The organism is Phyllobacterium trifolii (assembly GCF_014192095.1).
Classification (GTDB): domain Bacteria; phylum Pseudomonadota; class Alphaproteobacteria; order Rhizobiales; family Rhizobiaceae; genus Phyllobacterium; species Phyllobacterium trifolii.
In genome coordinates this window covers 91,084-111,932 of the sequence record NZ_JACHXN010000013.1, presented here as the reverse complement: position 1 = coordinate 111,932, position 20,849 = coordinate 91,084, and the positions used below count along the sequence as shown (strand labels likewise).

The 20,849-nt window shown below is 55.8% G+C and carries 22 protein-coding genes; 14 read left to right on the top strand and 8 right to left on the bottom strand.

Going from position 1 to position 20,849, the window contains the following annotated elements; genetic code table 11:
• Positions 1-102: 102 nt before the first annotated feature.
• From FHS21_RS19390 to FHS21_RS19365, 6 genes are all read left to right on the top strand, one after another.
• Entirely contained in the window at positions 103-1,434 is a 1,332-nt protein-coding gene (locus FHS21_RS19390) for a DEAD/DEAH box helicase (RefSeq protein WP_112530420.1), read from the top strand.
• A gap of 168 nt (positions 1,435-1,602) precedes the next feature.
• Complete coding sequence (locus tag FHS21_RS19385) at positions 1,603-2,637, top strand: cysteine synthase A (protein ID WP_112530232.1); 1,035 nt, start codon at positions 1,603-1,605, stop codon at positions 2,635-2,637.
• The gene (locus tag FHS21_RS19380) at positions 2,637-3,383 is read left to right on the top strand and encodes an alanyl-tRNA editing protein (RefSeq protein ID WP_112530234.1); all 747 of its coding nucleotides are present in this window, start codon (positions 2,637-2,639) and stop codon (positions 3,381-3,383) included. The genes FHS21_RS19385 and FHS21_RS19380 overlap by 1 nt, the downstream gene beginning before the upstream one ends.
• A gap of 2 nt (positions 3,384-3,385) precedes the next feature.
• Complete coding sequence (gene sseA, locus FHS21_RS19375; RefSeq protein ID WP_112530236.1) at positions 3,386-4,237, top strand: 3-mercaptopyruvate sulfurtransferase; 852 nt, start codon at positions 3,386-3,388, stop codon at positions 4,235-4,237.
• Between the two features lie 4 nt (positions 4,238-4,241).
• Positions 4,242-4,769 (top strand): GNAT family N-acetyltransferase, encoded by a 528-nt coding sequence (locus FHS21_RS19370; RefSeq protein WP_112530238.1) that lies wholly within the window; start codon positions 4,242-4,244, stop codon positions 4,767-4,769.
• A gap of 667 nt (positions 4,770-5,436) precedes the next feature.
• A complete protein-coding gene (locus tag FHS21_RS19365; RefSeq protein WP_183663702.1) occupies positions 5,437-5,910 on the top strand; it encodes a DUF1203 domain-containing protein in 474 nt (157 codons plus the stop codon).
• Between the two features lie 257 nt (positions 5,911-6,167).
• Here FHS21_RS19365 and ald read toward each other — a convergent pair whose 3' ends face one another.
• On the bottom strand, positions 6,168-7,283 hold the full coding sequence (ald, locus tag FHS21_RS19360) for an alanine dehydrogenase (protein ID WP_112530242.1): 1,116 nt from the start codon (positions 7,281-7,283) through the stop codon (positions 6,168-6,170).
• 152 nt (positions 7,284-7,435) lie between these two features.
• Between ald and FHS21_RS19355 the strand changes: the two genes are divergently transcribed.
• Positions 7,436-7,921 carry an Lrp/AsnC family transcriptional regulator gene (locus FHS21_RS19355; protein WP_112530244.1) on the top strand — a complete coding sequence of 162 codons (486 nt, stop codon included), beginning with the start codon at positions 7,436-7,438 and terminating at the stop codon, positions 7,919-7,921.
• A gap of 181 nt (positions 7,922-8,102) precedes the next feature.
• Here FHS21_RS19355 and FHS21_RS19350 read toward each other — a convergent pair whose 3' ends face one another.
• Together FHS21_RS19350 and FHS21_RS19345 are read right to left on the bottom strand one after the other, a co-directional pair.
• On the bottom strand, positions 8,103-8,459 hold the full coding sequence (locus FHS21_RS19350; protein ID WP_183663700.1) for a hypothetical protein: 357 nt from the start codon (positions 8,457-8,459) through the stop codon (positions 8,103-8,105).
• Entirely contained in the window at positions 8,456-9,712 is a 1,257-nt protein-coding gene (locus FHS21_RS19345; RefSeq protein ID WP_112530248.1) for an SAM-dependent methyltransferase, read from the bottom strand. Before FHS21_RS19345 ends, FHS21_RS19350 begins: the two co-directional genes overlap by 4 nt.
• A gap of 456 nt (positions 9,713-10,168) precedes the next feature.
• On the opposite strand from FHS21_RS19345, the gene FHS21_RS19340 reads away from it, so the two are divergent.
• From FHS21_RS19340 to FHS21_RS19325, 4 genes are read left to right on the top strand one after another with little or no spacing between them, the layout of a single operon-like run.
• Complete coding sequence (locus FHS21_RS19340; protein WP_112530250.1) at positions 10,169-10,696, top strand: Csu type fimbrial protein; 528 nt, start codon at positions 10,169-10,171, stop codon at positions 10,694-10,696.
• Between the two features lie 28 nt (positions 10,697-10,724).
• On the top strand, positions 10,725-11,441 hold the full coding sequence (locus tag FHS21_RS19335; protein ID WP_183663698.1) for a fimbrial biogenesis chaperone: 717 nt from the start codon (positions 10,725-10,727) through the stop codon (positions 11,439-11,441).
• A complete protein-coding gene (locus tag FHS21_RS19330) occupies positions 11,428-13,854 on the top strand; it encodes a fimbria/pilus outer membrane usher protein (protein ID WP_246411104.1) in 2,427 nt (808 codons plus the stop codon). Before FHS21_RS19335 ends, FHS21_RS19330 begins: the two co-directional genes overlap by 14 nt.
• Positions 13,851-14,858, top strand: coding sequence for a Csu type fimbrial protein (locus tag FHS21_RS19325; RefSeq protein ID WP_112551877.1), 1,008 nt, complete (start codon positions 13,851-13,853; stop codon positions 14,856-14,858). The genes FHS21_RS19330 and FHS21_RS19325 overlap by 4 nt, the downstream gene beginning before the upstream one ends.
• Positions 14,859-15,164: 306 nt before the next feature.
• Here FHS21_RS19325 and FHS21_RS19320 read toward each other — a convergent pair whose 3' ends face one another.
• Together FHS21_RS19320 and FHS21_RS19315 are read right to left on the bottom strand one after the other, a co-directional pair.
• Positions 15,165-15,572, bottom strand: coding sequence for a hypothetical protein (locus FHS21_RS19320; RefSeq protein ID WP_183663696.1), 408 nt, complete (start codon positions 15,570-15,572; stop codon positions 15,165-15,167).
• A gap of 52 nt (positions 15,573-15,624) precedes the next feature.
• A complete protein-coding gene (locus FHS21_RS19315) occupies positions 15,625-17,130 on the bottom strand; it encodes an NAD(P)H-hydrate dehydratase (RefSeq protein WP_112530260.1) in 1,506 nt (501 codons plus the stop codon).
• 148 nt (positions 17,131-17,278) lie between these two features.
• On the opposite strand from FHS21_RS19315, the gene FHS21_RS19310 reads away from it, so the two are divergent.
• On the top strand, positions 17,279-17,527 hold the full coding sequence (locus FHS21_RS19310) for a DUF2171 domain-containing protein (protein WP_112530262.1): 249 nt from the start codon (positions 17,279-17,281) through the stop codon (positions 17,525-17,527).
• 33 nt (positions 17,528-17,560) lie between these two features.
• On the opposite strand, the gene FHS21_RS19305 is transcribed toward FHS21_RS19310, so the two are convergent.
• Positions 17,561-17,869, bottom strand: a complete 309-nt coding sequence (locus FHS21_RS19305) for a DUF6665 family protein (RefSeq protein ID WP_112530264.1) — start codon at positions 17,867-17,869, stop codon at positions 17,561-17,563.
• Positions 17,870-17,991: 122 nt separating this feature from the next.
• On the opposite strand from FHS21_RS19305, the gene FHS21_RS19300 reads away from it, so the two are divergent.
• On the top strand, positions 17,992-18,198 hold the full coding sequence (locus tag FHS21_RS19300; RefSeq protein WP_112530266.1) for a hypothetical protein: 207 nt from the start codon (positions 17,992-17,994) through the stop codon (positions 18,196-18,198).
• A gap of 52 nt (positions 18,199-18,250) precedes the next feature.
• On the opposite strand, the gene FHS21_RS19295 is transcribed toward FHS21_RS19300, so the two are convergent.
• On the bottom strand, positions 18,251-18,667 hold the full coding sequence (locus tag FHS21_RS19295) for a hypothetical protein (protein WP_158482196.1): 417 nt from the start codon (positions 18,665-18,667) through the stop codon (positions 18,251-18,253).
• A gap of 276 nt (positions 18,668-18,943) precedes the next feature.
• Between FHS21_RS19295 and FHS21_RS19290 the strand changes: the two genes are divergently transcribed.
• On the top strand, positions 18,944-19,165 hold the full coding sequence (locus tag FHS21_RS19290; RefSeq protein ID WP_158482195.1) for a hypothetical protein: 222 nt from the start codon (positions 18,944-18,946) through the stop codon (positions 19,163-19,165).
• Positions 19,166-19,491: 326 nt separating this feature from the next.
• On the opposite strand, the gene FHS21_RS19285 is transcribed toward FHS21_RS19290, so the two are convergent.
• Complete coding sequence (locus tag FHS21_RS19285; protein WP_158482194.1) at positions 19,492-19,821, bottom strand: DUF982 domain-containing protein; 330 nt, start codon at positions 19,819-19,821, stop codon at positions 19,492-19,494.
• Positions 19,822-20,849 lie beyond the last annotated feature (1,028 nt).

Sequence of the window (20,849 nt, the reverse complement as noted above, 5' to 3'; positions counted from 1 at the left end):
GCAGGTTGCGCCCTGTGATGCGTTGTGTGGCCCGCGGTTTTCCGCGCCGGCCAATGAAAGAAGATTGAATTGGAAACTATTGAAACAAACGGCTTTGCCGCCATGGGTCTGAATGCCGTCCTGCTCAAGGCAGTCGAGGCAGCTGGAATGGCTACCCCCAAGCCCATCCAGGCACAGGCTATCCCGGCGCAGCTCGCCGGTCAGGATATTCTTGGCATCGCCCAAACAGGCTCCGGCAAGACAGCGGCTTTTGCACTGCCGATCCTGCAGAAAATTATAACCATTGGTGATAAGCGCAAGGGCAAGACCGCCCGTGCGCTCATCCTCGCTCCAACCCGCGAACTTGCCGTACAGATCGAAGAAACGTTCCGTACACTGGCAAAAGGCGCGCACATTTCGACTGCGCTTGTTCTTGGTGGTGTCTCACGCATTGCCCAGATCAACAAGATGCAGGGCGGCGTCGATGTCTTGATCGCAACACCAGGACGTTTGACCGATCTTGTGCGTGACAACCGCGTCGATCTCTCGGAGACGCGCTGGCTCGTGCTCGATGAAGCTGACCGCATGCTCGACATGGGCTTCATCAACGATGTGAAGCGCATTGCCAAGGGCACTCATCGTGATCGCCAGACGGCTCTGTTCTCGGCGACAATGCCGCAGGAAGTTGCCACATTGGCTGCAAGCCTTTTGCGCAATCCCGTTCGTGTGGAAGTTGCGCCGCAGGGTACAACGGCTGCCGAGATCAAGCAGGTTGTTCACATGATACCGACCAAGCAGAAGAAGCAGGTTCTATCTGCCATGCTTAAGGATGCGGACTTGTCGTCGGTTATCGTCTTTACCCGAACCAAGCATGGAGCTGACGCGGTTACGCGCGTTCTGGAGAAAGACGGCTATAATGTTGCGGCCATTCACGGCAACAAGTCGCAAAATGCGCGCCAGCGCGCGTTGAATGGCTTCAAGGATGGTTCCGTACGTATTCTGGTCGCAACCGATATCGCTGCGCGCGGCATCGATGTCGTTGGCATCAGCCACGTGATCAATTTCGATCTGCCGGACGAGCCAGAGAGCTATGTCCATCGGATCGGCCGTACGGGCCGTAATGGCGCATCCGGTAAGGCGATCACGCTTTATGATCCGGCGGAAGAGGCTTCCAAGTTCAAGGCTGTCGAACGCGTTACGCGCATGCGTCTGCCAATGGCGGATTCGCCGATCGACCTTTCGAGCCTTCCTGCTCGTGCTGCCAATAGCGACCAGCGCCCGCCGCGTCGCGAAGGCGGTAACGGTGCGCCTGGCAAGAAGCCGCATCGCGGCCAGTCTGCTGGCAAGCCGCGTGAACCACGCGGTGAAAAGGTATGGAGCAATGATGCAGGTGCCCCCGCACAGAAGCGTCCATTCCGCCGCAACAAAAAAGGCTTCGGCGCAAGGGCTGCTTAACAGCTTCTGTTGACGTATTATCGGGCCGCTGGCACATCGTGTTGGCGGCCTTTTCATATGTGTCTTTGAAAAAAATATCCGCATATCGTCTGGTTTGAAAAATTCTATGCTTGAACGGTTTGATCGGGACAAATAGGTTCAAGCCACGCAGAATGAAGGACTTGGCCTATGTATGATTCAGTGATCGACACCATCGGAAACACACCGCTCATTCGTCTCAAGAAGGCTTCCGATCTCACTGGCTGCGAAATTTACGGCAAGGCTGAATTCCTCAATCCGGGCCAATCCGTCAAGGATCGCGCAGCGCTCTACATAATCCGCGACGCCGAGGAACGCGGGCTCCTGAGGCGAGGTGGTGTGATCGTCGAAGGTACCGCAGGTAACACGGGTATCGGGCTTACAATGGTTGCCAAGACACTTGGCTACCGCACCGTCATCGTTATTCCCGAAACGCAGAGCCAGGAAAAGAAAGATGCCCTCCGTCTCCTCGGTGCCGAGTTGGTCGAAGTGCCCGCTGTTCCCTACAGGAACCCGAACAATTATGTAAAAGTCTCCGGCCGTCTTGCGGAGCAGATGGCAAAAACCGAGCCGAACGGTGCCATCTGGGCCAACCAGTTTGACAATGTCGCCAATCGTCAGGCGCATGTGGAAACGACGGCACAGGAGATATGGCGCGATACGAATGGCAAAGTGGATGGGTTTATCTGCGCGGTGGGTTCAGGCGGCACGCTCGCCGGGGTAGCGCAGGGACTGAAAGCAAGGGACGCGAGTATCAAGATCGGACTTGCCGATCCACTGGGCGCGGCGCTGTTTTCCTATTACACGACCGCCGAGTTCAAATCCGAGGGAAATTCCATTACCGAGGGCATTGGGCAGGGCCGTGTTACGGCCAATCTTGAAGGGTTTACGCCAGATTTTTCCTATCAGATCCCCGACTCTGAGGCTCTCGAAATTATCTTCGACCTCGTCGAGGAAGAAGGGCTGTGTTTGGGAGGATCGTCGGGGATCAATATTGCCGGCGCGATCCGCATGGCGCGGGATATGGGACCGGACAAGATTATCGTGACGGTGCTCTGCGACTATGGCAGTCGCTATCAGTCCAAAATGTTCAATCCGGAGTTCTTGCGTTCTAAGGACTTGCCAGTTCCGGCATGGATGGAAGCAAAGGTAGATATATCCGTTCCCTTCGAGAATGAATCCTGATGGCTTACGATACGGCTATTCTTTTTCGCGAAGATTCTTATCTTGAAGCAATCGAAGCGACAGTATTGGCAATAAACGAGCGGGGCGGCATCCTGACCGACCAGACCGTGTTTTATGCCACATCGGGCGGCCAACCCGGCGATACCGGTGTTTTCGTTCGCTCCGATGGCTCAACCATCGCCATCGCTGCAACTGTGACCGGTGAGAGCAAGGAAGAAATCATCCACGTACCGGCACCCGACCAGCCCATCCCGGCCATCGGTGAAAGGCTGACCCTGCGCCTCGATTGGGACAGGCGCTACAAGCTGATGCGAATGCATACGGCCTGCCATCTACTCAGCGTCGTTTGCCCGTTTCCGATCACAGGCGCGGCGGTCAGCGAAGACGATAGCCGCGTTGACTTCGATCTGCCGGACGCGGGTGTGACCAAGGAAAGCGTTACCGAGAAGATGATGGAACTGGTGAACGCCAATCATCCGATTTTCACCCGGTGGATTACGGACGATGAACTCGCTGCGAATCCCGGCCTGATCAAGTCCAAGAACGTAAGGCCGCCGACAGGGACGGGGCGTATCAGACTGGTTTGCATTGGCGAAAACGCTTCGGTCGATTCGCAGCCGTGCGGCGGCACGCATGTCGCGACGACCGGTGAAGTTGGCGCGATCCACATTGGAAAAATCGAAAAGAAAGGCAAGGAAAACAGGCGGTTCCGCATCCGCTTCGGTCCATTGCCAGAGGGAGTATGAACGTGGCAGACAAGAGCCCTTTTGTGGTTTCAGCCGATTGGCTGCAGGAAAGACTTGGCCAGCCCGGTCTCAGTATCCTCGATGCATCCTGGTATCTTCCCGCTCAAAACCGGGATGCCAAAGCTGAATATGACGCAGCCCATATTCCCGGTGCGATTTTCTTCGACCATGAAGAGATGTCGAATCCGGATTCATCGCTGCCGCACACCCTTCTCAATCCGGAAGCCTTCGCAGCCGCCATCAGCAGCATGGGAATCACCAACGATGATACGATCGTCGTTTATGATGGACCTGGAATGACTACATCGCCGCGCGTCTGGTGGATGTTGCGAACGTTTGGCGCAAAGAACGTCTCAATCCTGGACGGGGGATTCGATAGTTGGAAAAACGCCGGCAGGCCTGTCACTAACGAAGTGACCAAGATTGCCCCCTCGGCCTTTGTCCCGAACTTTGACGCAGGCAAAGTGGCAAGTTTCACGGATATGCGCGAGATCGTTGAAAGCAAGTCACGGCAGATCGCGGATGCGCGCTCGGCCGGGCGCTTCAAGGGTGTCGATCCGGAGCCACGTGCTGGACTGCGGTCCGGCCACATGCCCGGCGCACGAAGCGTTCCGGCATCTAGTCTTGCTGATAATGGTTATCTGAAGGATATCAATAGTTTGCGCCAGGTTTTCGATGATGCCGGTGTGGACTTGTCGCAGCCGGTCGTGACAAGTTGCGGGTCCGGAATAACAGCCGCCGTGATTACGCTCGCACTCGAATCGGTGGGTCACAAGGATAACGTTCTCTACGATGGTTCGTGGACCGAATGGGGTGGAGACAAAAACACTCCCGTCGCTACCGGCGAAGCATAAGCCCATGACGAAACCGCGAATTTTGAAGACACGTGTTACACATCTGGAGATGACGGAGCGGCCGACGCAGTCCGTACCGACGCCCGTCAGTTTTAAACTGGCGCTGATGCGCGCGACGAAGATTTCACTACCCTTCTATCGTTTTCTCTATGAACAGGTTGGTAAGCCTCATCATTGGTCTGTGCATCGTCGTCTCAATGACGAAGAGTTGGCGGCAATAATCCATCGCAGCAATGTCGATATACATGTCCTCTACGCCGATGGCTCACCGGCAGGCTTTTTTGAACTTGTTATCGATGAGGTGCAGGCGGTCACCGAAATCCTTTATTTCGGTCTGGTACCCGAGTTTCAGGGCAGGGGACTTGCCAAATTCTTCCTGAATGAAGCCATTTTGACCGCATGGATGAACAGCCCACAACGCGTAATCATTGAAACTAATACGCTGGATAGTCCACGCGCACTGCAAATGTATCAAAGAATGGGTTTTAAGCCCGTCAGTTTTGCAGAAGCAGAAATTGACGCTTGGGATTAGATTTGCTGTATAAGTATACTATTCAACCATAGTTCCCTAGCTTGGCACGAAATACCTCTCTATGAATCGCTTCACGAATCGGTCTGTAGAGGGTTGAAATGAAGCTGAAGAACATATCGTTGAGCATGATGGCGATTTCGTCGGGATTATAGTAGCTGGTTGCCAGACGGCGGACCCGAAAGCTACGAAAACTGGGTCTGGTGTAGAAACAATATCGATCAAATCGGGCCAGAAGTTCGGATATACTTTTTACAAAGTGAATCCTGATTGTTCCAGTGCCAAAGTTCCAACCTTGAAATTGATATCGAAGCCCTCACACGGAACTATTGCGATTTCCCAAGGATACGGCCGCTCGGCTTACGCAGCTGGCCATCCATTAAACAAGTGTAATTCACACAAGGATATTGATGGCATCTGTTATCTATACGGCTGCATCTGGTTTTGTTGGCACCGATACCGTCACAATTTCCGGTCAAGTCGCTGGTAATGACTCTTATAACTATGTGACCCTTCGCTTCAACGTTTCCAAATAATCGCTTGGATCCGAGTTTGAGTTACTTAACTAGAGATCTGGCCGTAATCGTTTTGCTTCATCTATCAGAGCAAGAATCGGGTGGTTTGCAGTCAAAATTCGGTGTCTCCTTGTTTTAACAAAGGAGGCACCCGAATGAGACCGATCCGATTTATTGCCATGACGACAACACTTGCCCGTCACTATCAAGCGGGTGGGGCTGACGCGAATGGTCAGATACCTGAAACCTATACGCCCGACGGCGATGGCGTTCCTTGCCGACACTGTTTGCAGAACGTAAAGGCGGGCGAGAAATACTTGGTGTTATCGCACCGTCCATTCCCGGCACCGCAACCATACGCTGAAACAGGCCCGATCTTCCTGCACGCGGAGGCGTGTGAGCGTCATGCGGAAACTGCAGAACTACCGGAGATGTTCAACGAGAACAGCGATTATATACTTCGCGGCTATTCCTGCCAGGACCGTATCGTTTACGGCACCGGAGGTGTGGTCAAGACGGAGGGCATTGCGGTCCGGGCCGAGGAATTGCTGACACGGGACGATATCGCCTATGTCCATATGCGGTCAGCAAGAAACAATTGCTTCCAGTGCCGTATTGAACTTGCATGAAAAGCTCGGATAGCGCTCGTGGGATTCAAGTTTTGACTGCATATGCCTTCAACCGATACCACTGCGTCATCCATCCCCCACCTCGCCGTCATCCTCGGGCTTGACCCGAGGACCCGCATTTCTTGAAGAAACAAGAATGTAGCGCTGTAATTTGAGCATTTCCAATGGGTCCTCGGGTCAAGCCCGAGGATGACGGCAAGGCAGGAGCGCTTCGGTCGGAAGCGCTCCTGCCAAGATTTTGATTTTATGCAGCAATATCAGGCAGCTATTGCCGATTTTGCCTCGACCATCTCGAGGCCCAGTGCCTCTGCAACAGCCTGGTTGGTGATGCGTCCCTTGTGGACGTTGAGCCCGTTGCGCAGATGCGGATTGTCAACGAGAGCCTTGACGCCGCGATCGGCCAGCTGCAGGCCGTACTGCAAAGTCGCATTGTTCAACGCATGAGCGGACGTTACCGGCACAGCGCCCGGCATGTTGGCGACGCAGTAATGGATGATACCGTCTACTTCATAAGTCGGTTCGGAATGCGTGGTCGCATGTGATGTCTCGAAGCAGCCGCCCTGGTCGATCGCAACGTCAACGATAACCGCACCCTTCTTCATGCCCGAGAGCATCTCGCGCGTGACTAGCTTTGGCGCGGCGGCACCCGGAATCAACACTGCGCCGACGACGATGTCAGCAGAAAACACCTCATCATCAAGGGCTTCGATGGTTGAGTAGCGTGTATGAATACGCCCGCGGAAGATGTCATCCAACTGGCGCAGGCGCGGAATGGAGCGATCAAGAATAGTAACGTCGGCGCCAAGGCCGGTCGCCATCATGGCAGCATTGATGCCAACGACGCCGCCACCGATAATGGTGACCTTACCGGGTAGGACGCCGGGGACGCCGCCAAGCAGAACGCCTCGGCCGCCATTGGCCTTCTGAAGTGCCGTCGCCCCAGCCTGTATGGCCAGGCGCCCGGCAACTTCGGACATCGGCGCAAGCAATGGCAGGCCGCCGCGGTCGTCGGTGACAGTTTCATAGGCAATCGCGGTGACACCGGATGCCAGCAAACCTTTGGTCTGCTCTGGATCCGGAGCGAGATGGAGATATGTATACAGTAGCTGGCCTTCACGAAGCTGCGCCCATTCGGAAGGCTGCGGCTCTTTCACTTTGACGATCATGTCCGCCTGCTGGAAGATTTCTTCGGCAGTCTTGACGACTTTTGCGCCTGCCGCCTGGTAGGCTCCATCGTCGGCGCCTATCCCTAAACCAGCTCCGGACTGGACGATGACCTCATGGCCGTGGGCAATGTATTCGCGTACGGCGCCCGGAGTGAGGCCGACGCGATATTCATGGTTTTTAATTTCCTTTGGGCAGCCGATGCGCATGACGTCTCCTGTTAGCTTTTTAGATGTTCCCTTTTGAGGCAAATATAACAGCACAAATCGCGTTGCATGTCCTTGCCAAGACAGCTCGACGCCACGCGATTTTTCGGATATCCTTGCGCAAAACGTCTGGATATAAGGGGAAAGTTCGAACAATGTCATTAGACAGGATTGATATCGCTATTCTCGACAGCTTGCAGAAAGATGGCCGCATGTCGAATGCGACGCTTGCCGAAAAGGTCGGACTATCGCAGTCCGCGTGCTCGCGGCGGCTGGATATATTGGAGAAATCGGGCGTCATCCGCGGTTATCACGCACGGCTCTCCAACAAGATGCTGGGTCACCCGGTTATCGTCATCGTCAACATTTCGCTGTCGGGACAGGCGGACAAACAGCTGCGCGAGTTCGAGACCGCAGTAAAACTGTGCCCCAATGTATTGGTGTGTTATTTGATGTCGGGCGAATATGACTATCTCTTGCGCATTGCTGCAAAAGATCTTGAGGACTACGAGCGGATACATAAATTCTGGTTGTCCGCCATGCCGCACGTTACGAAGATAAACTCATCCTTTGCTTTGCGCGAAGTGGCGGATCGCACCGGTCTGGGCGTTGAAACGGCGCTCGTAGAGACCGCGAGCTAGCGTTATTTCGCGTCGTCACAACCAAATTTCATCCCAGCGTTGAAAATTCTGCATCAGAATCGCAGTTTCTTGCATAGGAATCGCAACTTCCTGCATGAGTTCGGGACTTTTCCGCGTAAAGAATGTTCTGGATTTGGTTCTGGTCGTTCAAAACCATGCTCAAACCGGTTTCCCGCGACCTTCAGCCCGCTGCGAGCGCTTTTTTCACTTTCGGCGGCGCCTTGGCATGCCAGGCAAGTTTGATCCGATGGCCAAGTTCCGCATCGGAAACAGCCTCCAGGTGCATGAGGATATAGGGCCAGCCTTTGTAGTGGTCGGTCTCGAAATAGATATTCGGAACGCTCTCCATCAGCAGCGGTTTCTCCTCCAGCGGGCAATGGATTGCAAAGGTTTCCCAATCTTTCATACGCCCGATGAACGAGGTCTTCACCTTCAACGAGGGTGTGCCATGGGTTGTGCTGCGCACAAGCTCGGGCAGGTGCAGCGACTCGGCGATTGTCCAGATACGCTCAAATGATTCATCGAACGAATTGGTCATGATTTGTAAAACACCTGCCGCACGTCGATATATTCGGAACGAAACCCCGCTTCGCAGTAAAACAGGTAGAACTCCCAGAGCTTTTTGAAGCGGCCATCGAAGCCAAGATTGCGCAGCTGGTCCCACGAACCCCAGAAGCGCTCGCGCCATTCGGCCAGCGTGCGGGCATAATCCTGGGGGAAGATATTTTCGCAGTAGAGGTCGAGGCCGAACTCCTTGCCCAGGCTTTTCAGCCTCTCCGGTGTTGGCAGCATTCCGCCCGGGAAGACATAGCGCTGGATGAAATCCGGCCGTTTACGATAGCGATCGAAGCTCTTGTCATTAATGGTGATGATCTGCATGCCAGCACTGCCGCCCGGATTGAGGCAATCCTTGACCTTGCCGAAGAACACCGGCCAGTATTTCTCGCCAACCGCTTCGAACATCTCGATCGAGGCGACATGGTCATATTTGCCGGTCTCGTCGCGATAATCCTGAAATTTGATCTCGGCCATTCCGGAAAGCCCGGCCTTTTCGATGCGCTGCGTTGCATAGTCGAATTGCTCGCGGCTGATGGTCAGCCCGGTAACATGTGCGCCGATCTCACGTGCTGCATATTCGGCAAAGCCGCCCCAGCCGCAACCAATCTCCAGTACCCGCGACCCGGCGGTGATGCCGATATTGTTGGCGAGCGCCCGGTATTTGGCGGTCTGGGCGGCTTCGAGATCATTGACGCCTTCATCAAAGAGCGCCGAGGAATAAGTCATCGTCGGGTCTAGCCATTCCCGGTAGAAGGCATTGCCGAGATCGTAATGTGCCGAGATATTCTTGCGTGATCTACCCCTCGTATTGTCGTTCAGCCAATGGCGCAGGCGCTGTACGGCGTTGATAAACCAGTTGGAGCCGCCGGCAAGGTCCTCGCCCACCTCTTCGTTGACAACGAAGAGCTCGAGAAAAGTGGTCACATCGGGGCTGTCCCAATCACCGTCCATATAGGATTCAGCAACGCCGATGGTGCCGCCGGCAAAGGCTCTGCCCGGCAAGTTCCAGTTGTGAAGCACAACCGAAGCATCCGGACCTTGCTGACGCCCACCCACCTTGAAGACGTTTCTGTCGGGTGTGGTGATGGTCAAGGTGCCGCGCGGCAGGTGCGCTGCAGCGCGCAACGCCGCCTGTGCCTTGAGCGGCAGGCCCTTCAGCACCGCGCTGACATTGTCCGGTGTCAGAAATCTCGTCTGAGTCACCGCATCCCCGGGTATCGTCTCATTCAGCATCTGTTCAATCGTCCCGCACCCCTCGGGCCATTATTCACGGGAATGTCACAAATGTTCAAGTTGATTTTTGCAAGGCAGCGTTTTCGAACAACTGGAATAAATCACCTTGCGTTTGCAATTGATGATTGAACATGAGGCCACGCGATATGGTGAAACTGCACCCGATTTTTGATCTCCGTCATGCGTCGATACGGCACCGGTCATGAGCGTGGTACTGGAGAATCACATAAAACGTCTTAGACAATAGACTAAAGTATAATATCCAGAAACACGCAGAAGTTGTTATGTGTTTATTTGGTAACAGGAGCAAGATGATTTTCAGCAAAATTGGATTTACTTCGCATTTTGACCGGAACGCTTCTTGACCTGAAACATGCTTCAACTCATGTTAACCAAACGCCCCTCCCAATTAGTAGGGGTCATTTTTATGTGATCAATTAATCAAGGAATTTTTTAATGACACCTCGTTTCCCCATACGCATCGCATGCGCCGCTGTCCTTGCGGCCTCATTCGGTCTCACCGGTTCTGCATTTGCGGCGTCCAAGACCGGCACCCTCAACGTGAAGCTTACGATTGAAGATGGTTGCAGCGTTTTCACAAGCAGTGCCGCCGGCACTCTGGATTTCGGCACATGGACCACACTGAGCGACAATATTGACCAGTCGACGACCTTCAATGTGTCCTGCAGTGCGGCAAGCAAGACGTTCAACGTTGGTCTCGATGGCGGCCTTAACGGTACGATCACAGATCGCAATCTGGCATTGGCTTCCGACAAGACCAAGAAGATCAAGTACAACCTCTATACGGATAGCGTCTACTCCAACGTCTGGGGTAATGTTGTCGGGACCAATACCGTCGAGAAAACATCAACAACTGCCGGAACGAACGTACCTTTCACGGTCTATGGCCGTGTGCCAGTTCAGGCCAATCCGGCTGTGGGCGTCTACACGGACACCGTCAAGGTATCGATTACCGTAAACTAAACCACCCCGCACATCACAGGAGGACGCCATGCGATCCTTGTTATACGGCATGGGTCTTCTTGGCCTGTGCGCGTTGCAAACCAGTGTTGCCGGTGCGTCCTCCCTGCAGGTTTCACCCACCCGTCTGGAAAAGGTGCTGCCGGAAGCAGCCGGCGTCATCACGCTCAGGAATGGCGGCAACAAGCCTGTGAAGGTTCAGGTGCGGGTGTTCCGCTGGAGCCAGGTCATGGGCATCGAAAGGCTCGATCCGACAACCGACGTGGTTGCCAGCCCGCCGGTGGCGCAGGTTGGCGCCAACAATCAATACCTCCTGCGTGTCGTGCGTGTGAGCAAGAAGCCGGTCGCCATCGAGGAAAGCTACCGCGTTCTGGTCGACGAATTGCCGGACCCCCCGCAGATGAAGAATGGCAACGTCAATTTCACGGTGCGGTTTTCCTTACCCGTGTTCTTCAGAGCTGCCGAGACGCCGGCGGGCCAGGTGACCTGGAATATCCGGCGCGGCAATGGCGGCTATCTCTTGTCGGGAACCAATACCGGCGCGACGAAGCTGCGCGTGAAAGATGTTCAGCTCCTGCAGAACAGCAGGATCATTGCCATCAAGAAAGACGTTGCGGGCTATGTAACCGCCGGCGGCTCGGCACAGTTCGAGCTCGGCAATGCAAAGGGCCTGGCTGCCGGTCCCGCCATCCTGAAGCTCGAGACTGACAAAGGGCCGGTAGAAGCCAATGTCGATGTCAGCAATTAGCCGCGGCTCGTTAGCCCTGTGCCTTTCTGTCAGTCTCGTCGGGGCAGGGCAGGCGCAAGAGGTGCCCACCGATCCGCTTGTCACCGCAGCAACCGAAGCCCGCGGCGCGCAAGGGCTGCAGCTTGCCGTTTTCATCAATGACGCGAACACGGATTTTGTCGGGACGTTCGAACAATTGCCGGATGGCAGTCTGACGGCGAAGCCCGATGAGCTGGAAGAGGTCGGCATCAAGCCGCTCAAGGCAGCGATCAGGCGGGACGGGTCAATCCACCTCAACGATCTGCCTGGCATCGAATATCATGTCGTGCCGGAAACGCAGAGCATCTATGTTGTCGCCACAGATGCGGCGCGCGTGCCACGCAAGATCGATCTCGATGCGGAACGCAGCGAACGCGACCGGCCGAAGCCGACATCGAGCACGGGCGCGGTGCTCAATTATACGCTCTATTCAAGCTCAAACGATCTGACCGATGCGGATATCAAGCCGTTTCAGGGTATTTCCGGCGGCTTCGATGCCCGGTTTTTCAGCCCGCTGGGGACGGTCAATCAATCGTTTACGGCCAGTCTTTCCGACGGCGAACTGCAGGGCTTCAAGCGCCTCAACACGACGTGGAACTATTCCGACCCGGAACGGATGATCACCTATAATGCCGGCGATTTCGTTACCCGCAGCCTGCCATGGACCCGCTCGGTCTATCTCGGCGGTCTGCAGGTGGAACGTAACTTTGCCTTGCGCTCCGATCTGGTGACGCTGCCCATGCCGGTCGTCTCGGGCTCGGCGGCCGTGCCTTCAACCCTTGAAGTCTACTCGCAAAATGTAAAGACCTATACGTCCGACATTCCGGCGGGCCCGTTCGAACTCGCGAACCTTCCAGTCATCACTGGTTCCGGCGAGGCACAGGTCGTCATCCGCGATACGCTCGGCCGCGAGACGAGAACCACCTTGCCCTTCTATACAGCGAGCGAACAGCTCGCGAAGGGATTGATCGATTTCTCGGCGGAGGTCGGTTTTCCGCGCCGTAATTACGGCAGCGAATCCAATGACTATGCCAGCGATGTCTTCGGCACGGCGACCATGCGCTATGGCCTGGCCAACTGGCTGACGCTGGAGGGACACGCGGAAGGCGGCGCCGATCTCCTCAATGGCGGCATAGGCGCCACTTTTCCCCTCGGGCGCTGTGGCGCGACATCACTTGCCGCCGCCGGTAGCCAGCACGACGGGCAAACCGGCACGCTGCTCAATGGCTCGCTCGAATTGCGCTACGATGATTTTTCGCTTTATGGCCGCATGCAGCGCAGCTACGGCAACTATGACGACATCGCTTCGGTGAGTGCCGACAATGAGCGCATTCGCGAACAATATAGTTACTACTATCCAGGTTCGCGTACTTTCTCGGCTCGCATGCCGCGCGCGGTGGACCAGGTGAGCCTGAGCCTGCCGACGCTGTTCAGCCGCTCCAACATCAACCTGTCCTTTACCCAGATCGAAACGGAGGGCGGCGACAAAACCCGCACCGCCAGCACGTCCTATAGCACTTCGCTGTGGAAGAACGCTTCGTTCTACGCCTCTGCCTTCAAGGATCTCGACGACAGCGACAGTTTCGGCGTCTATGCCGGCCTTTCTGTATCCTTCGACAATGATATTTATGGTTCGACTGGTGTGGATCAGAACGGCAAGGACATTGCCGGCTTTGCCGAAGTTTCAAAGTCCGCGACCCGCGAGGAAGGAAGCTACGGCTGGAACGTGCGCACCAGCGAAGGCAAAACAGCAAACCGCTCGGCTGGCGGCAATTATCGCAGCAAGTATGCGCGCGTCGATGGCTGGGTCCAGCAATATGGCGATGCGGTGCGCGCCAGCGGCTCGTTCGACGGCGCCATCGCCGTTGCCGGCGGCGGTGTCTTCGCCACCAACCGCATCGATGATGCCTTCGCCGTCGTCGATGTCGGCGCGGCCAATGTCGAGGTCAGATCGCGCAACAATGTGGTTGGACATACCAACAGCAGCGGGCGGCTGATCGTGCCGGATCTCAATTCCTGGGACCCGAACCAGATCGATATCGACCCGCAAAACCTGCCAGTCGATGCCGTGGTGCGCGATACGCGCACAGTGGTGGTGCCAGCCAATAGTGGCGGTGTGGTCGTGGACTTCCACGTCAAGGAAGCCGCGGCCGCGGCGCTGGTCGGGCTGACCGATGCTGGCGGCAAGCCGCTTGACGCCGGGCTCCTCGGCCGGATCGATGGGTCGGATGCGACATTCGTCGTCGGTTACGATGGCGAAGCCTTCATCGAGGGACTGTCGCGCAACAACAACGTGACCGTCGAATTCGTCAATGGTCAGACCTGCCATACGGCGTTCGCCTATAGCGCGCAGCCCGGAACCCAGGTCGCAATCAGGAATGTGGTGTGTCAATGAAACGTTTTCTGCTGCCGTTGATGTGTTTGTTCGTTCTGTTTCTGGCGTCGGGAACGGCCTCGGCGGCCGATCAATTGAAATGCACGTTCGACAAGTCCGGCGTTCTAGAGTTCAGCATGGATCCTCTTCTCAGCAGGACCAGCGAGCAGAAAATGCAGATAGATGCCGATTGCAGCAGCTACGTATTTATAAGTGTCCTGGGCTTCTTTCAACAACCGGTTCGTGTTTGCATGTCGCTGGACGCCGGCACGACGGGCAGTTCAACGACTCGTTCCATGATCGGGCCCAATGGCAAGAAAATCGGTTATCAGCTGGCTGGAGGCCCCAACAAAGCCTCTCCCTACACGGTTGGCACCGAGGTTCCCAATGAGATGGTGTTGCCGTTCAATTTCGTCAGAATAAATGAATGGGTACCCTCCAGTTCATCCTTCCCCATATATGGTTCGATCCTGGACACGAAGGGCATCGAGGAGGGGGTCTATACGGATACCGTGCAGGCTAAATTCCGTTACATACCAGTCGGGGGATTCCTATTTCCCGGATGGTTTTTTCCTCCCGGCTGCAGTTTTACCGGGGGCGACACTGTAACCGCCACCATGCAGGTCCGCGTTCAAGTCAAGCCATTCTGTGCATTGGATGTCAGTCAGCATATCGACTTTGGAAATTGGCAAGACCTGGACCAGCCCCGCGATCAGCAGGGTGCCGTGACGGTGAATTGCGACGCAAGCACGAAATATGCTGTCAAACTCGGATGGGGCGGTCAGGGCGACGTTAACAAGACCCGGAACATGGCGAATGGCAATGAGAAGATCAGCCACAATCTCTACAGCGACGACAAACGACTCCAGCCTTGGGGCGACAACGCAACGACAGGTTTTTTGAAAGATCAGCAAGGCGAAGGCAAAAGAAAGGTAATTCCGATCTATGCGCGCGTCCCTAGGCAGGCGACCCCTTCGCCGGGAACCTACACGGATAATGTGGTCGTTACGCTCGAATACAATTGACAGAAAGGACGATGGGGGGCGACCCGCGCGTTCGAATCATCAACTGCAGCGATCAAAAAGCAAAAGGCCGGGAGCTACCCGACCTTCCTAAGCTTACCTCGACACCAGTGCCAGTACATCCGTGGTCAAAAATGGAAATAAGCTATTCGCTATGTGTAATCATTAGCCTGCCATTGCGACGAATTGATGACGCGTGGCAAGAAACCTTGGAAGCGCGTACGCCGTACAAATCGCGCTTGAGAACAAGGTGAATGATCAAGGTAAAGACAGGGTTAATGAATCAGGACAAATCTGATCCAACAGACCCTAGCCGGGCCGGGCCGGGCCAAGCAGCACATCGGAAGGTCCGCGCGTGCGGTCGCAGCGATAGCGCACCTCGTAGCGCGGATCTAGGATAAGGGTGACATCCTGCGCGGTGCAGTTGCGCTCGGTAGACCGCAAATACTGTTCGGCAGCATCGCGGTAGACCACAGGAGGTGTGGAACTCAGACCAAGACCTTTGACGAATCCTTCAGTTGCAGAAGCGCTGCCTGCCGGTCCGATCATCAATCGGCTTTGCGCGATATTGTCATAGATTGTGTATCTGTCGCCGTTGGCTGCTTTGTACTGCTGGGGTGAAATTCCCGCATAATTGTCCTTGGCGTATGAAATCGCGGCGCATCCTGCCAATCCGGCCAGTAACATCAAGGCAATCAGTCGACAAAAAATTCTCATGTCCATCTCCTCAATATTTCGGTCGATCCAGCGCTTGCCGGTTTCCCTGAAATCACTCCTGAACCAAATTCCCCAACAAATCCGAAAGAACGAAGGCTGCTGCTGCTGGAAGATCTTCGGCAATCAGCCCGAAACGCAGCCTGCGTGCCGCCGCGCCGTGAATGAAGACCGCCGCACAGGCCGCCTCGAATGCAGGCATGCCCTGCGCCATCAGGCCCGCGGCAAGACCTGCGAGAACATCGCCCGAACCTGCGGTGGCCAAAAGCGGAGTTCCATTGGTATTGATCGCGGCGCAACCATCGGGCGATGCGATAACAGTGTCGGCGCCCTTGTAGATGATGATCGCATGGGAACGGGAAGCGGCGGCGCGGGCCCGTTCGACCTTTGAAGGCACGTCTTTCTCGTCAATATCGGGAAACAGGCGCCTGAACTCACCGTCGTGCGGTGTCAGCACCAGACGGATTTCCGGTGCGCTGCGTGAGGCGTTGAAAAGGATGTCCGGATGATCCCGAAACGATGTGATCGCGTCGGCATCGAAAACCAGTTTCGCATCCTGGTTCCGCAACAGGGCGAGGGCAAAGTCGCGGGCTTTTTCGCCAATACCGAAACCCGGTCCGAGCACGAAGCTTGAGGCCTTCCGTGTTTCGATAAAAGACCGCAGATCTTCCGGGTGGTCACAGCGGCTGAGCATGATCGAGGTGAGATGGGTGGCGTTGACGCCTAGCGCTTCCGCCGGCGACAGAAGTGTCACGGCGCCCGCACCGCTTCTTGCTGCCGCCAACGCCGATAGCCGCGCGGCGCCTGTTGCGGTTGCCCCGCCGGAAAACACTGCGACGTGACCGCGCTTGTACTTGTGGGTGTCGGCTTCCGGCGCCGGAAGCAGGGCGCGCCAAAGATCCGGCGTGTTCTCAAAACAGCGTGGTTGGATATCGCGAAGAACGTCCTTGCTTATGCCGATATCCGAGACGATCAACGCGCCGCACAGATGACGCCCCGGATATAGCAGGTGGCCAGGTTTCTTGCGAAAAAACGTGATTGTGCTTGTCGCCTTGAAGACCGTACCGAGCGGCTGGCCTGTTGAGCCGTCAAGCCCCGAAGGCACATCGACAGCAACCCGCTTTACCGAGGCTTCGTTGGCACGCCCGATCGCGCCCGCCGCTTCGCCTGTGATCTCTTTGTTCAATCCTGCGCCAAACAGCGCATCGACAACGAGGCTGCCGTAGTTCGGCCGGAATCCTCCGATCGGCCGCGGCTGGAGCGGACAGTCCTGAAGCGCTCGCGCCGCGTCGGTCTGCGGCTTGGGTGCGCCGGATGACCAGACATCTACCGTCGCACCGCTCTCAGCGAGCAGCCGTGCAACGACATAGCCGTCACCGCCATTGTTTCCGGGTCCGCACAGGACATGAAATCCGGTCGCGTCGCCATATTTCGCGAGAAGGTGGCGGGCAATGGCAGCCCCGGCATTCAGCATCAGGCCGTAGCCATCATAAGGACCGGCCGCGATCGTCCGCCTGTCCGCCTCACCCATCTCTTCGGGCGTCAAAATTTCGTGGGTCATTCAGGATCAGGACCTATTGATATGATCGAAAAGGAATTTCTGCGATCAAAGTAGAGGTTTCGCAACTCCCACGTAAGCCTTCAACGCAGCAATGCATCCAAAGTTCATTTCGTGCGTTCCTGTCGCGTCACTTTTTGGAGGTAAAGTCATGGCTGTAACAGGCATCAAGGAACATATGGAAGTCATCGGAGCGGATGGTGTCCATGTTGGGACAGTGGATCACGTCGATGGGGCGCGCATCAAACTGACGAAAAAAGATAGCGGGGAGGGCTCGCACAAGGGCCATCATCATTACATTTCAACATCTCTGGTGGCGGAAGTGGAAGGCAACAAGGTTCGGCTGTCGGCCAATTCTGATGTGGCAGTGATGTTTGAAGAAGAGAAATCTGAAAAATAATCTGTATCGCCCGAATAGATCCCTTCAGGCCTGTCAGACAGCACCCAACCGCACCAGCACCGCACGCGGAATGCCGTAGTGACGGATAGCGTCGTCGTGATTGCGCAGGCCGCATAGTTCGCGCTGGATGAAATAGGCGTGGACGGCGCGTGCCGCGGCATTGAGCTCGGGAAGTCGCCCGGACTCCGGTGCTGCGTGAAGCTTTTCCAATGTCTGTTCGACCTTTTCTCCAGCACGGCCAAGCGCGGCGGCCATTTCCGCCATGATTTCCATATCAAGGGCGTTTGGCGGGCTGTCCCGGTCGAACCTGGCGGCGATGCTTTGCGGCGGTCTGAATGACATGGCGAACTATCAATTTTTGGCTACGGGATGGTGCCGATTCGAGCATAAAGCCCTTGTGCGCGCAAGAAGCAGCGGAACATTAGCGGACGCGCGGGATTAACCTTCGATATAGGAGGTACAATATGGGCGATCCAGCACCAATTCCGAAGCCAGGACCAGACACGAACCGGCCAACCGATCCTGGCCCCGCGCCACGGCCCGAAGAACTGCCGCCAGAACCTGGTCCGCCAAGCGAAATTCCGGTGGAGGAACCGCCACCTGACCGCTTGCCCGACGAAATGCCCGTCCCGAACCCCGACGAGGTGAGGGAGCCGCCAAAGCATGTTTGATAGAAACAGTTTGGGCGCCGTGGATTTTCGCGGCGCCCACCTGTCTTCTCAACTAGCGTTGCTGATTACCCATGTATCCGCCAGGTCTGCTGACTGGAGGGACGTATATATCGGGCTGGCTTGGGGGCCGACTGTCATTTCGCGACGGCCTTGCAGGACGCGGTGTATCGGGACGGTCCGCGCGGGCTTGCTGCCTGCGGCGCCAATCGTCACGGCTACCTGAATTGTCCCGCCAATCATTGCGGCGGCGGTAGTCATCGCGGTTTCCATCATAACGGCGGTTACTGTAGTAACGGGACCTGTTGTTGTAATAGCGAGGTCCGTTATAATATCCGTCGTCATAAATGGTGGTTCCGTAATAGCCGCCATATCCGCTGTACCCGCCATAGTAAGGTCCGGTGGTTTCGACGCATCCGGAGGCCGACAGGCCCGACAGGCCGACTACGGCGGCGATTATGAGTGATTTCATTGACATCATGAGTCCTCCCGACTGGTGCTCAGTCGCTGTGATTGTTCAACAAATGCACGACGAAAAGGTTCCAGCGTGTTCATTGGTGAAAATGCGATCGGTGTGGGGCGCCTGTCCTGTGGTCTTACCCGCAAATCCATTGTTTTGCCAAGCTCCATCCAAAGCCGTGATAAAGATATGCGTCGGTGCGATACGTCCCGAATGTTGTTGGACTTGACAGGCTTTGCGTTTTCAGAAGTGATTCGCTACCATGCCTTTTCCGTAGGAGTGAGTGCCATGCGTATTGCATCCCCGCGATCTGCCGAAGACGATGAACAGCGCGAAGCAGAATGGCGCGAGGCGATGCGCGATCAGTTCCTTGACAAGGTTTCATCGAACGAGATGTATGCCATCGCACAGGAGGCGCTTGCTGCCGGATGGGGATTGCAGGAGGTTCAGCGCGCGATTGATGCTTTGGTCGAGGACAAGGCTCGCGAGGCCGGTGCGGGCTCCTGTTGAGGAGCTCGCCTGTTCATTATCATCGCCCTTGAGGCGTATCGTCCCGATCAGATTACAAGTCCGGAGTTTTTACGACCCTTACCTTGCCGAAGGCGGTGTGCTTTTTAATGGAATAAGCACCCTTCGAGCGTTTCAGCACGTCGGATAACCTTTCCGGTTCATGCTTGGTCTTGGGCATGTGTTGTTTACTCGCATCCATAAGATGGCCGGGCGCAGTTGGCATTCTCCGGACAAAGTGTTGCGATGATGCTCCCATGGTGGTCACTCCTTCCCAAACTTGCAATACTATACAACGCTGGTGGCCAAAGGAAAGTTGCCCGTTTTCTTTATGAAAGGCGCCGCCTGGCCCTATGCGACTTCTTCACTCTTCCTGCCGGCGGCAATCGCGTTGGTTCATCGACATAGTTGCCAGCTTCTTTTGCCGCTTCGATGAAAGCGATGCGTGCGGCTCCGGGGGAGAGCTTGCGTTCAAGACAGGCCAGAAGAGCTTCCCTCGCGACGGAAAGCTTCGCTCCCTGCTCGATTGGCCAGTCATTCAGGATGCACTCGGCAGCGCGCAGTGCGGAGGTGATCACGCGCATCCTGCCAGGCTGGCTTGTCATGATCCTCACGGCGTTGAACAGTCGATCATCCATCGGACCCGAACGGAGAACCAAGGGACTCGGTTCCGTAGGCCTTGGTAGTCACTTGGTACTAATCAGGACGATTCCGCCCTCGCTTGTGCAATAATTTTTTCATCGCCCGACTGATCCGTCTCAGGGAATTTCGCAAGCGCCTTCGGTGCTTCATTCTCAAATAGCTCTGAAGGTTTTTGCCATTCGCCATATCGCGCCCTGTGTCAGCCGGCATACCGCCCTGTGCTCACGCAACCAAGGGCAGAGTACCAGCCAAACAATGCCGAACGCAAATCCGCAACCAGAGGCGCATTGGGGAAAACATTGGGAAAGCAGGCTTGGAATGTAAAAAACCTAGCGCTTTTCAAGGCACTAGGTTTGATACATAGCCCACGTGCGCCGTATGGTGCCGGGCTTTCACCGGCCGTTCCTATCCGTGGTTGGTAGTTGAGCGGCCTGCATCAACTGACACGTTAATGCATATGACCGGAACTAACGCCATTGGAACCCGTCCAATCCGGATGATAGGGCTGATATTGAGTGCCGCCGCCGCTGTCGATGCATCCAGAAAGCATAGGGCTTGATAGTGCTATCGCGGCCACCAAAAACAGAGATTTTATAGACATAGCATTTCCTCACGATTTTACGGCGCCCGCGCTGGCGTAGGTTCAATTTGACGGCCGTACACAGATCGTCGTGAACCGAATGTGATGACTACGGGTCTCTGCTCTCGACAAAAAAAAGCCGGACTAAAAAGCCCGGCCCAATTGTGAAGGTTAAAAACCTCCAGAGGGGAACAGCCAACGCGGATAAATGGGAGGAGAACCGCGTCGACTGGATCGGATGTAGGATTAGACGTAGCGCCTTACAATGTACGCATTGACGCAGGCCAAATCGTAGGCGCGAATGACTAGCTATCTGCGTTGTTGGGTCCGAGGGGCTCCACTCGCACTTGTCGTTGAGCGGCCTGCCGTGAGCATATTGCGGCTACCCTTCGGTATAACACCGTACCGCTGGGCCATCTGCTTCATGTCACCGTCGATTGCTACAAATCTGGGGCCGCAATTAGG

Excerpts from the sequence above, each read along its gene's own strand:
- FHS21_RS19295 (WP_158482196.1), bottom strand. The coding sequence starts at position 18,667 with ATGAAATCACTCATAATCGCCGCCGTAGTCGGCCTGTCGGGCCTGTCG.
- FHS21_RS19365 (WP_183663702.1), top strand. The coding sequence starts at position 5,437 with ATGAGACCGATCCGATTTATTGCCATGACGACAACACTTGCCCGTCAC.
- FHS21_RS19345 (WP_112530248.1), bottom strand. The coding sequence starts at position 9,712 with ATGCTGAATGAGACGATACCCGGGGATGCGGTGACTCAGACGAGATTT.
- FHS21_RS19380 (WP_112530234.1), top strand. The coding sequence starts at position 2,637 with ATGGCTTACGATACGGCTATTCTTTTTCGCGAAGATTCTTATCTTGAA.
- FHS21_RS19350 (WP_183663700.1), bottom strand. The coding sequence starts at position 8,459 with ATGACCAATTCGTTCGATGAATCATTTGAGCGTATCTGGACAATCGCC.
- FHS21_RS19385 (WP_112530232.1), top strand. The coding sequence starts at position 1,603 with ATGTATGATTCAGTGATCGACACCATCGGAAACACACCGCTCATTCGT.
- FHS21_RS19320 (WP_183663696.1), bottom strand. The coding sequence starts at position 15,572 with ATGAGAATTTTTTGTCGACTGATTGCCTTGATGTTACTGGCCGGATTG.
- FHS21_RS19340 (WP_112530250.1), top strand. The coding sequence starts at position 10,169 with ATGACACCTCGTTTCCCCATACGCATCGCATGCGCCGCTGTCCTTGCG.
- FHS21_RS19315 (WP_112530260.1), bottom strand. The coding sequence starts at position 17,130 with ATGACCCACGAAATTTTGACGCCCGAAGAGATGGGTGAGGCGGACAGG.
- FHS21_RS19390 (WP_112530420.1), top strand. The coding sequence starts at position 103 with ATGGGTCTGAATGCCGTCCTGCTCAAGGCAGTCGAGGCAGCTGGAATG.
- FHS21_RS19335 (WP_183663698.1), top strand. The coding sequence starts at position 10,725 with ATGCGATCCTTGTTATACGGCATGGGTCTTCTTGGCCTGTGCGCGTTG.
- FHS21_RS19355 (WP_112530244.1), top strand. The coding sequence starts at position 7,436 with ATGTCATTAGACAGGATTGATATCGCTATTCTCGACAGCTTGCAGAAA.
- FHS21_RS19330 (WP_246411104.1), top strand. The coding sequence starts at position 11,428 with ATGTCAGCAATTAGCCGCGGCTCGTTAGCCCTGTGCCTTTCTGTCAGT.
- FHS21_RS19300 (WP_112530266.1), top strand. The coding sequence starts at position 17,992 with ATGGGCGATCCAGCACCAATTCCGAAGCCAGGACCAGACACGAACCGG.
- ald (WP_112530242.1), bottom strand. The coding sequence starts at position 7,283 with ATGCGCATCGGCTGCCCAAAGGAAATTAAAAACCATGAATATCGCGTC.
- FHS21_RS19290 (WP_158482195.1), top strand. The coding sequence starts at position 18,944 with ATGCGTATTGCATCCCCGCGATCTGCCGAAGACGATGAACAGCGCGAA.
- FHS21_RS19310 (WP_112530262.1), top strand. The coding sequence starts at position 17,279 with ATGGCTGTAACAGGCATCAAGGAACATATGGAAGTCATCGGAGCGGAT.
- FHS21_RS19305 (WP_112530264.1), bottom strand. The coding sequence starts at position 17,869 with ATGTCATTCAGACCGCCGCAAAGCATCGCCGCCAGGTTCGACCGGGAC.
- FHS21_RS19325 (WP_112551877.1), top strand. The coding sequence starts at position 13,851 with ATGAAACGTTTTCTGCTGCCGTTGATGTGTTTGTTCGTTCTGTTTCTG.
- FHS21_RS19370 (WP_112530238.1), top strand. The coding sequence starts at position 4,242 with ATGACGAAACCGCGAATTTTGAAGACACGTGTTACACATCTGGAGATG.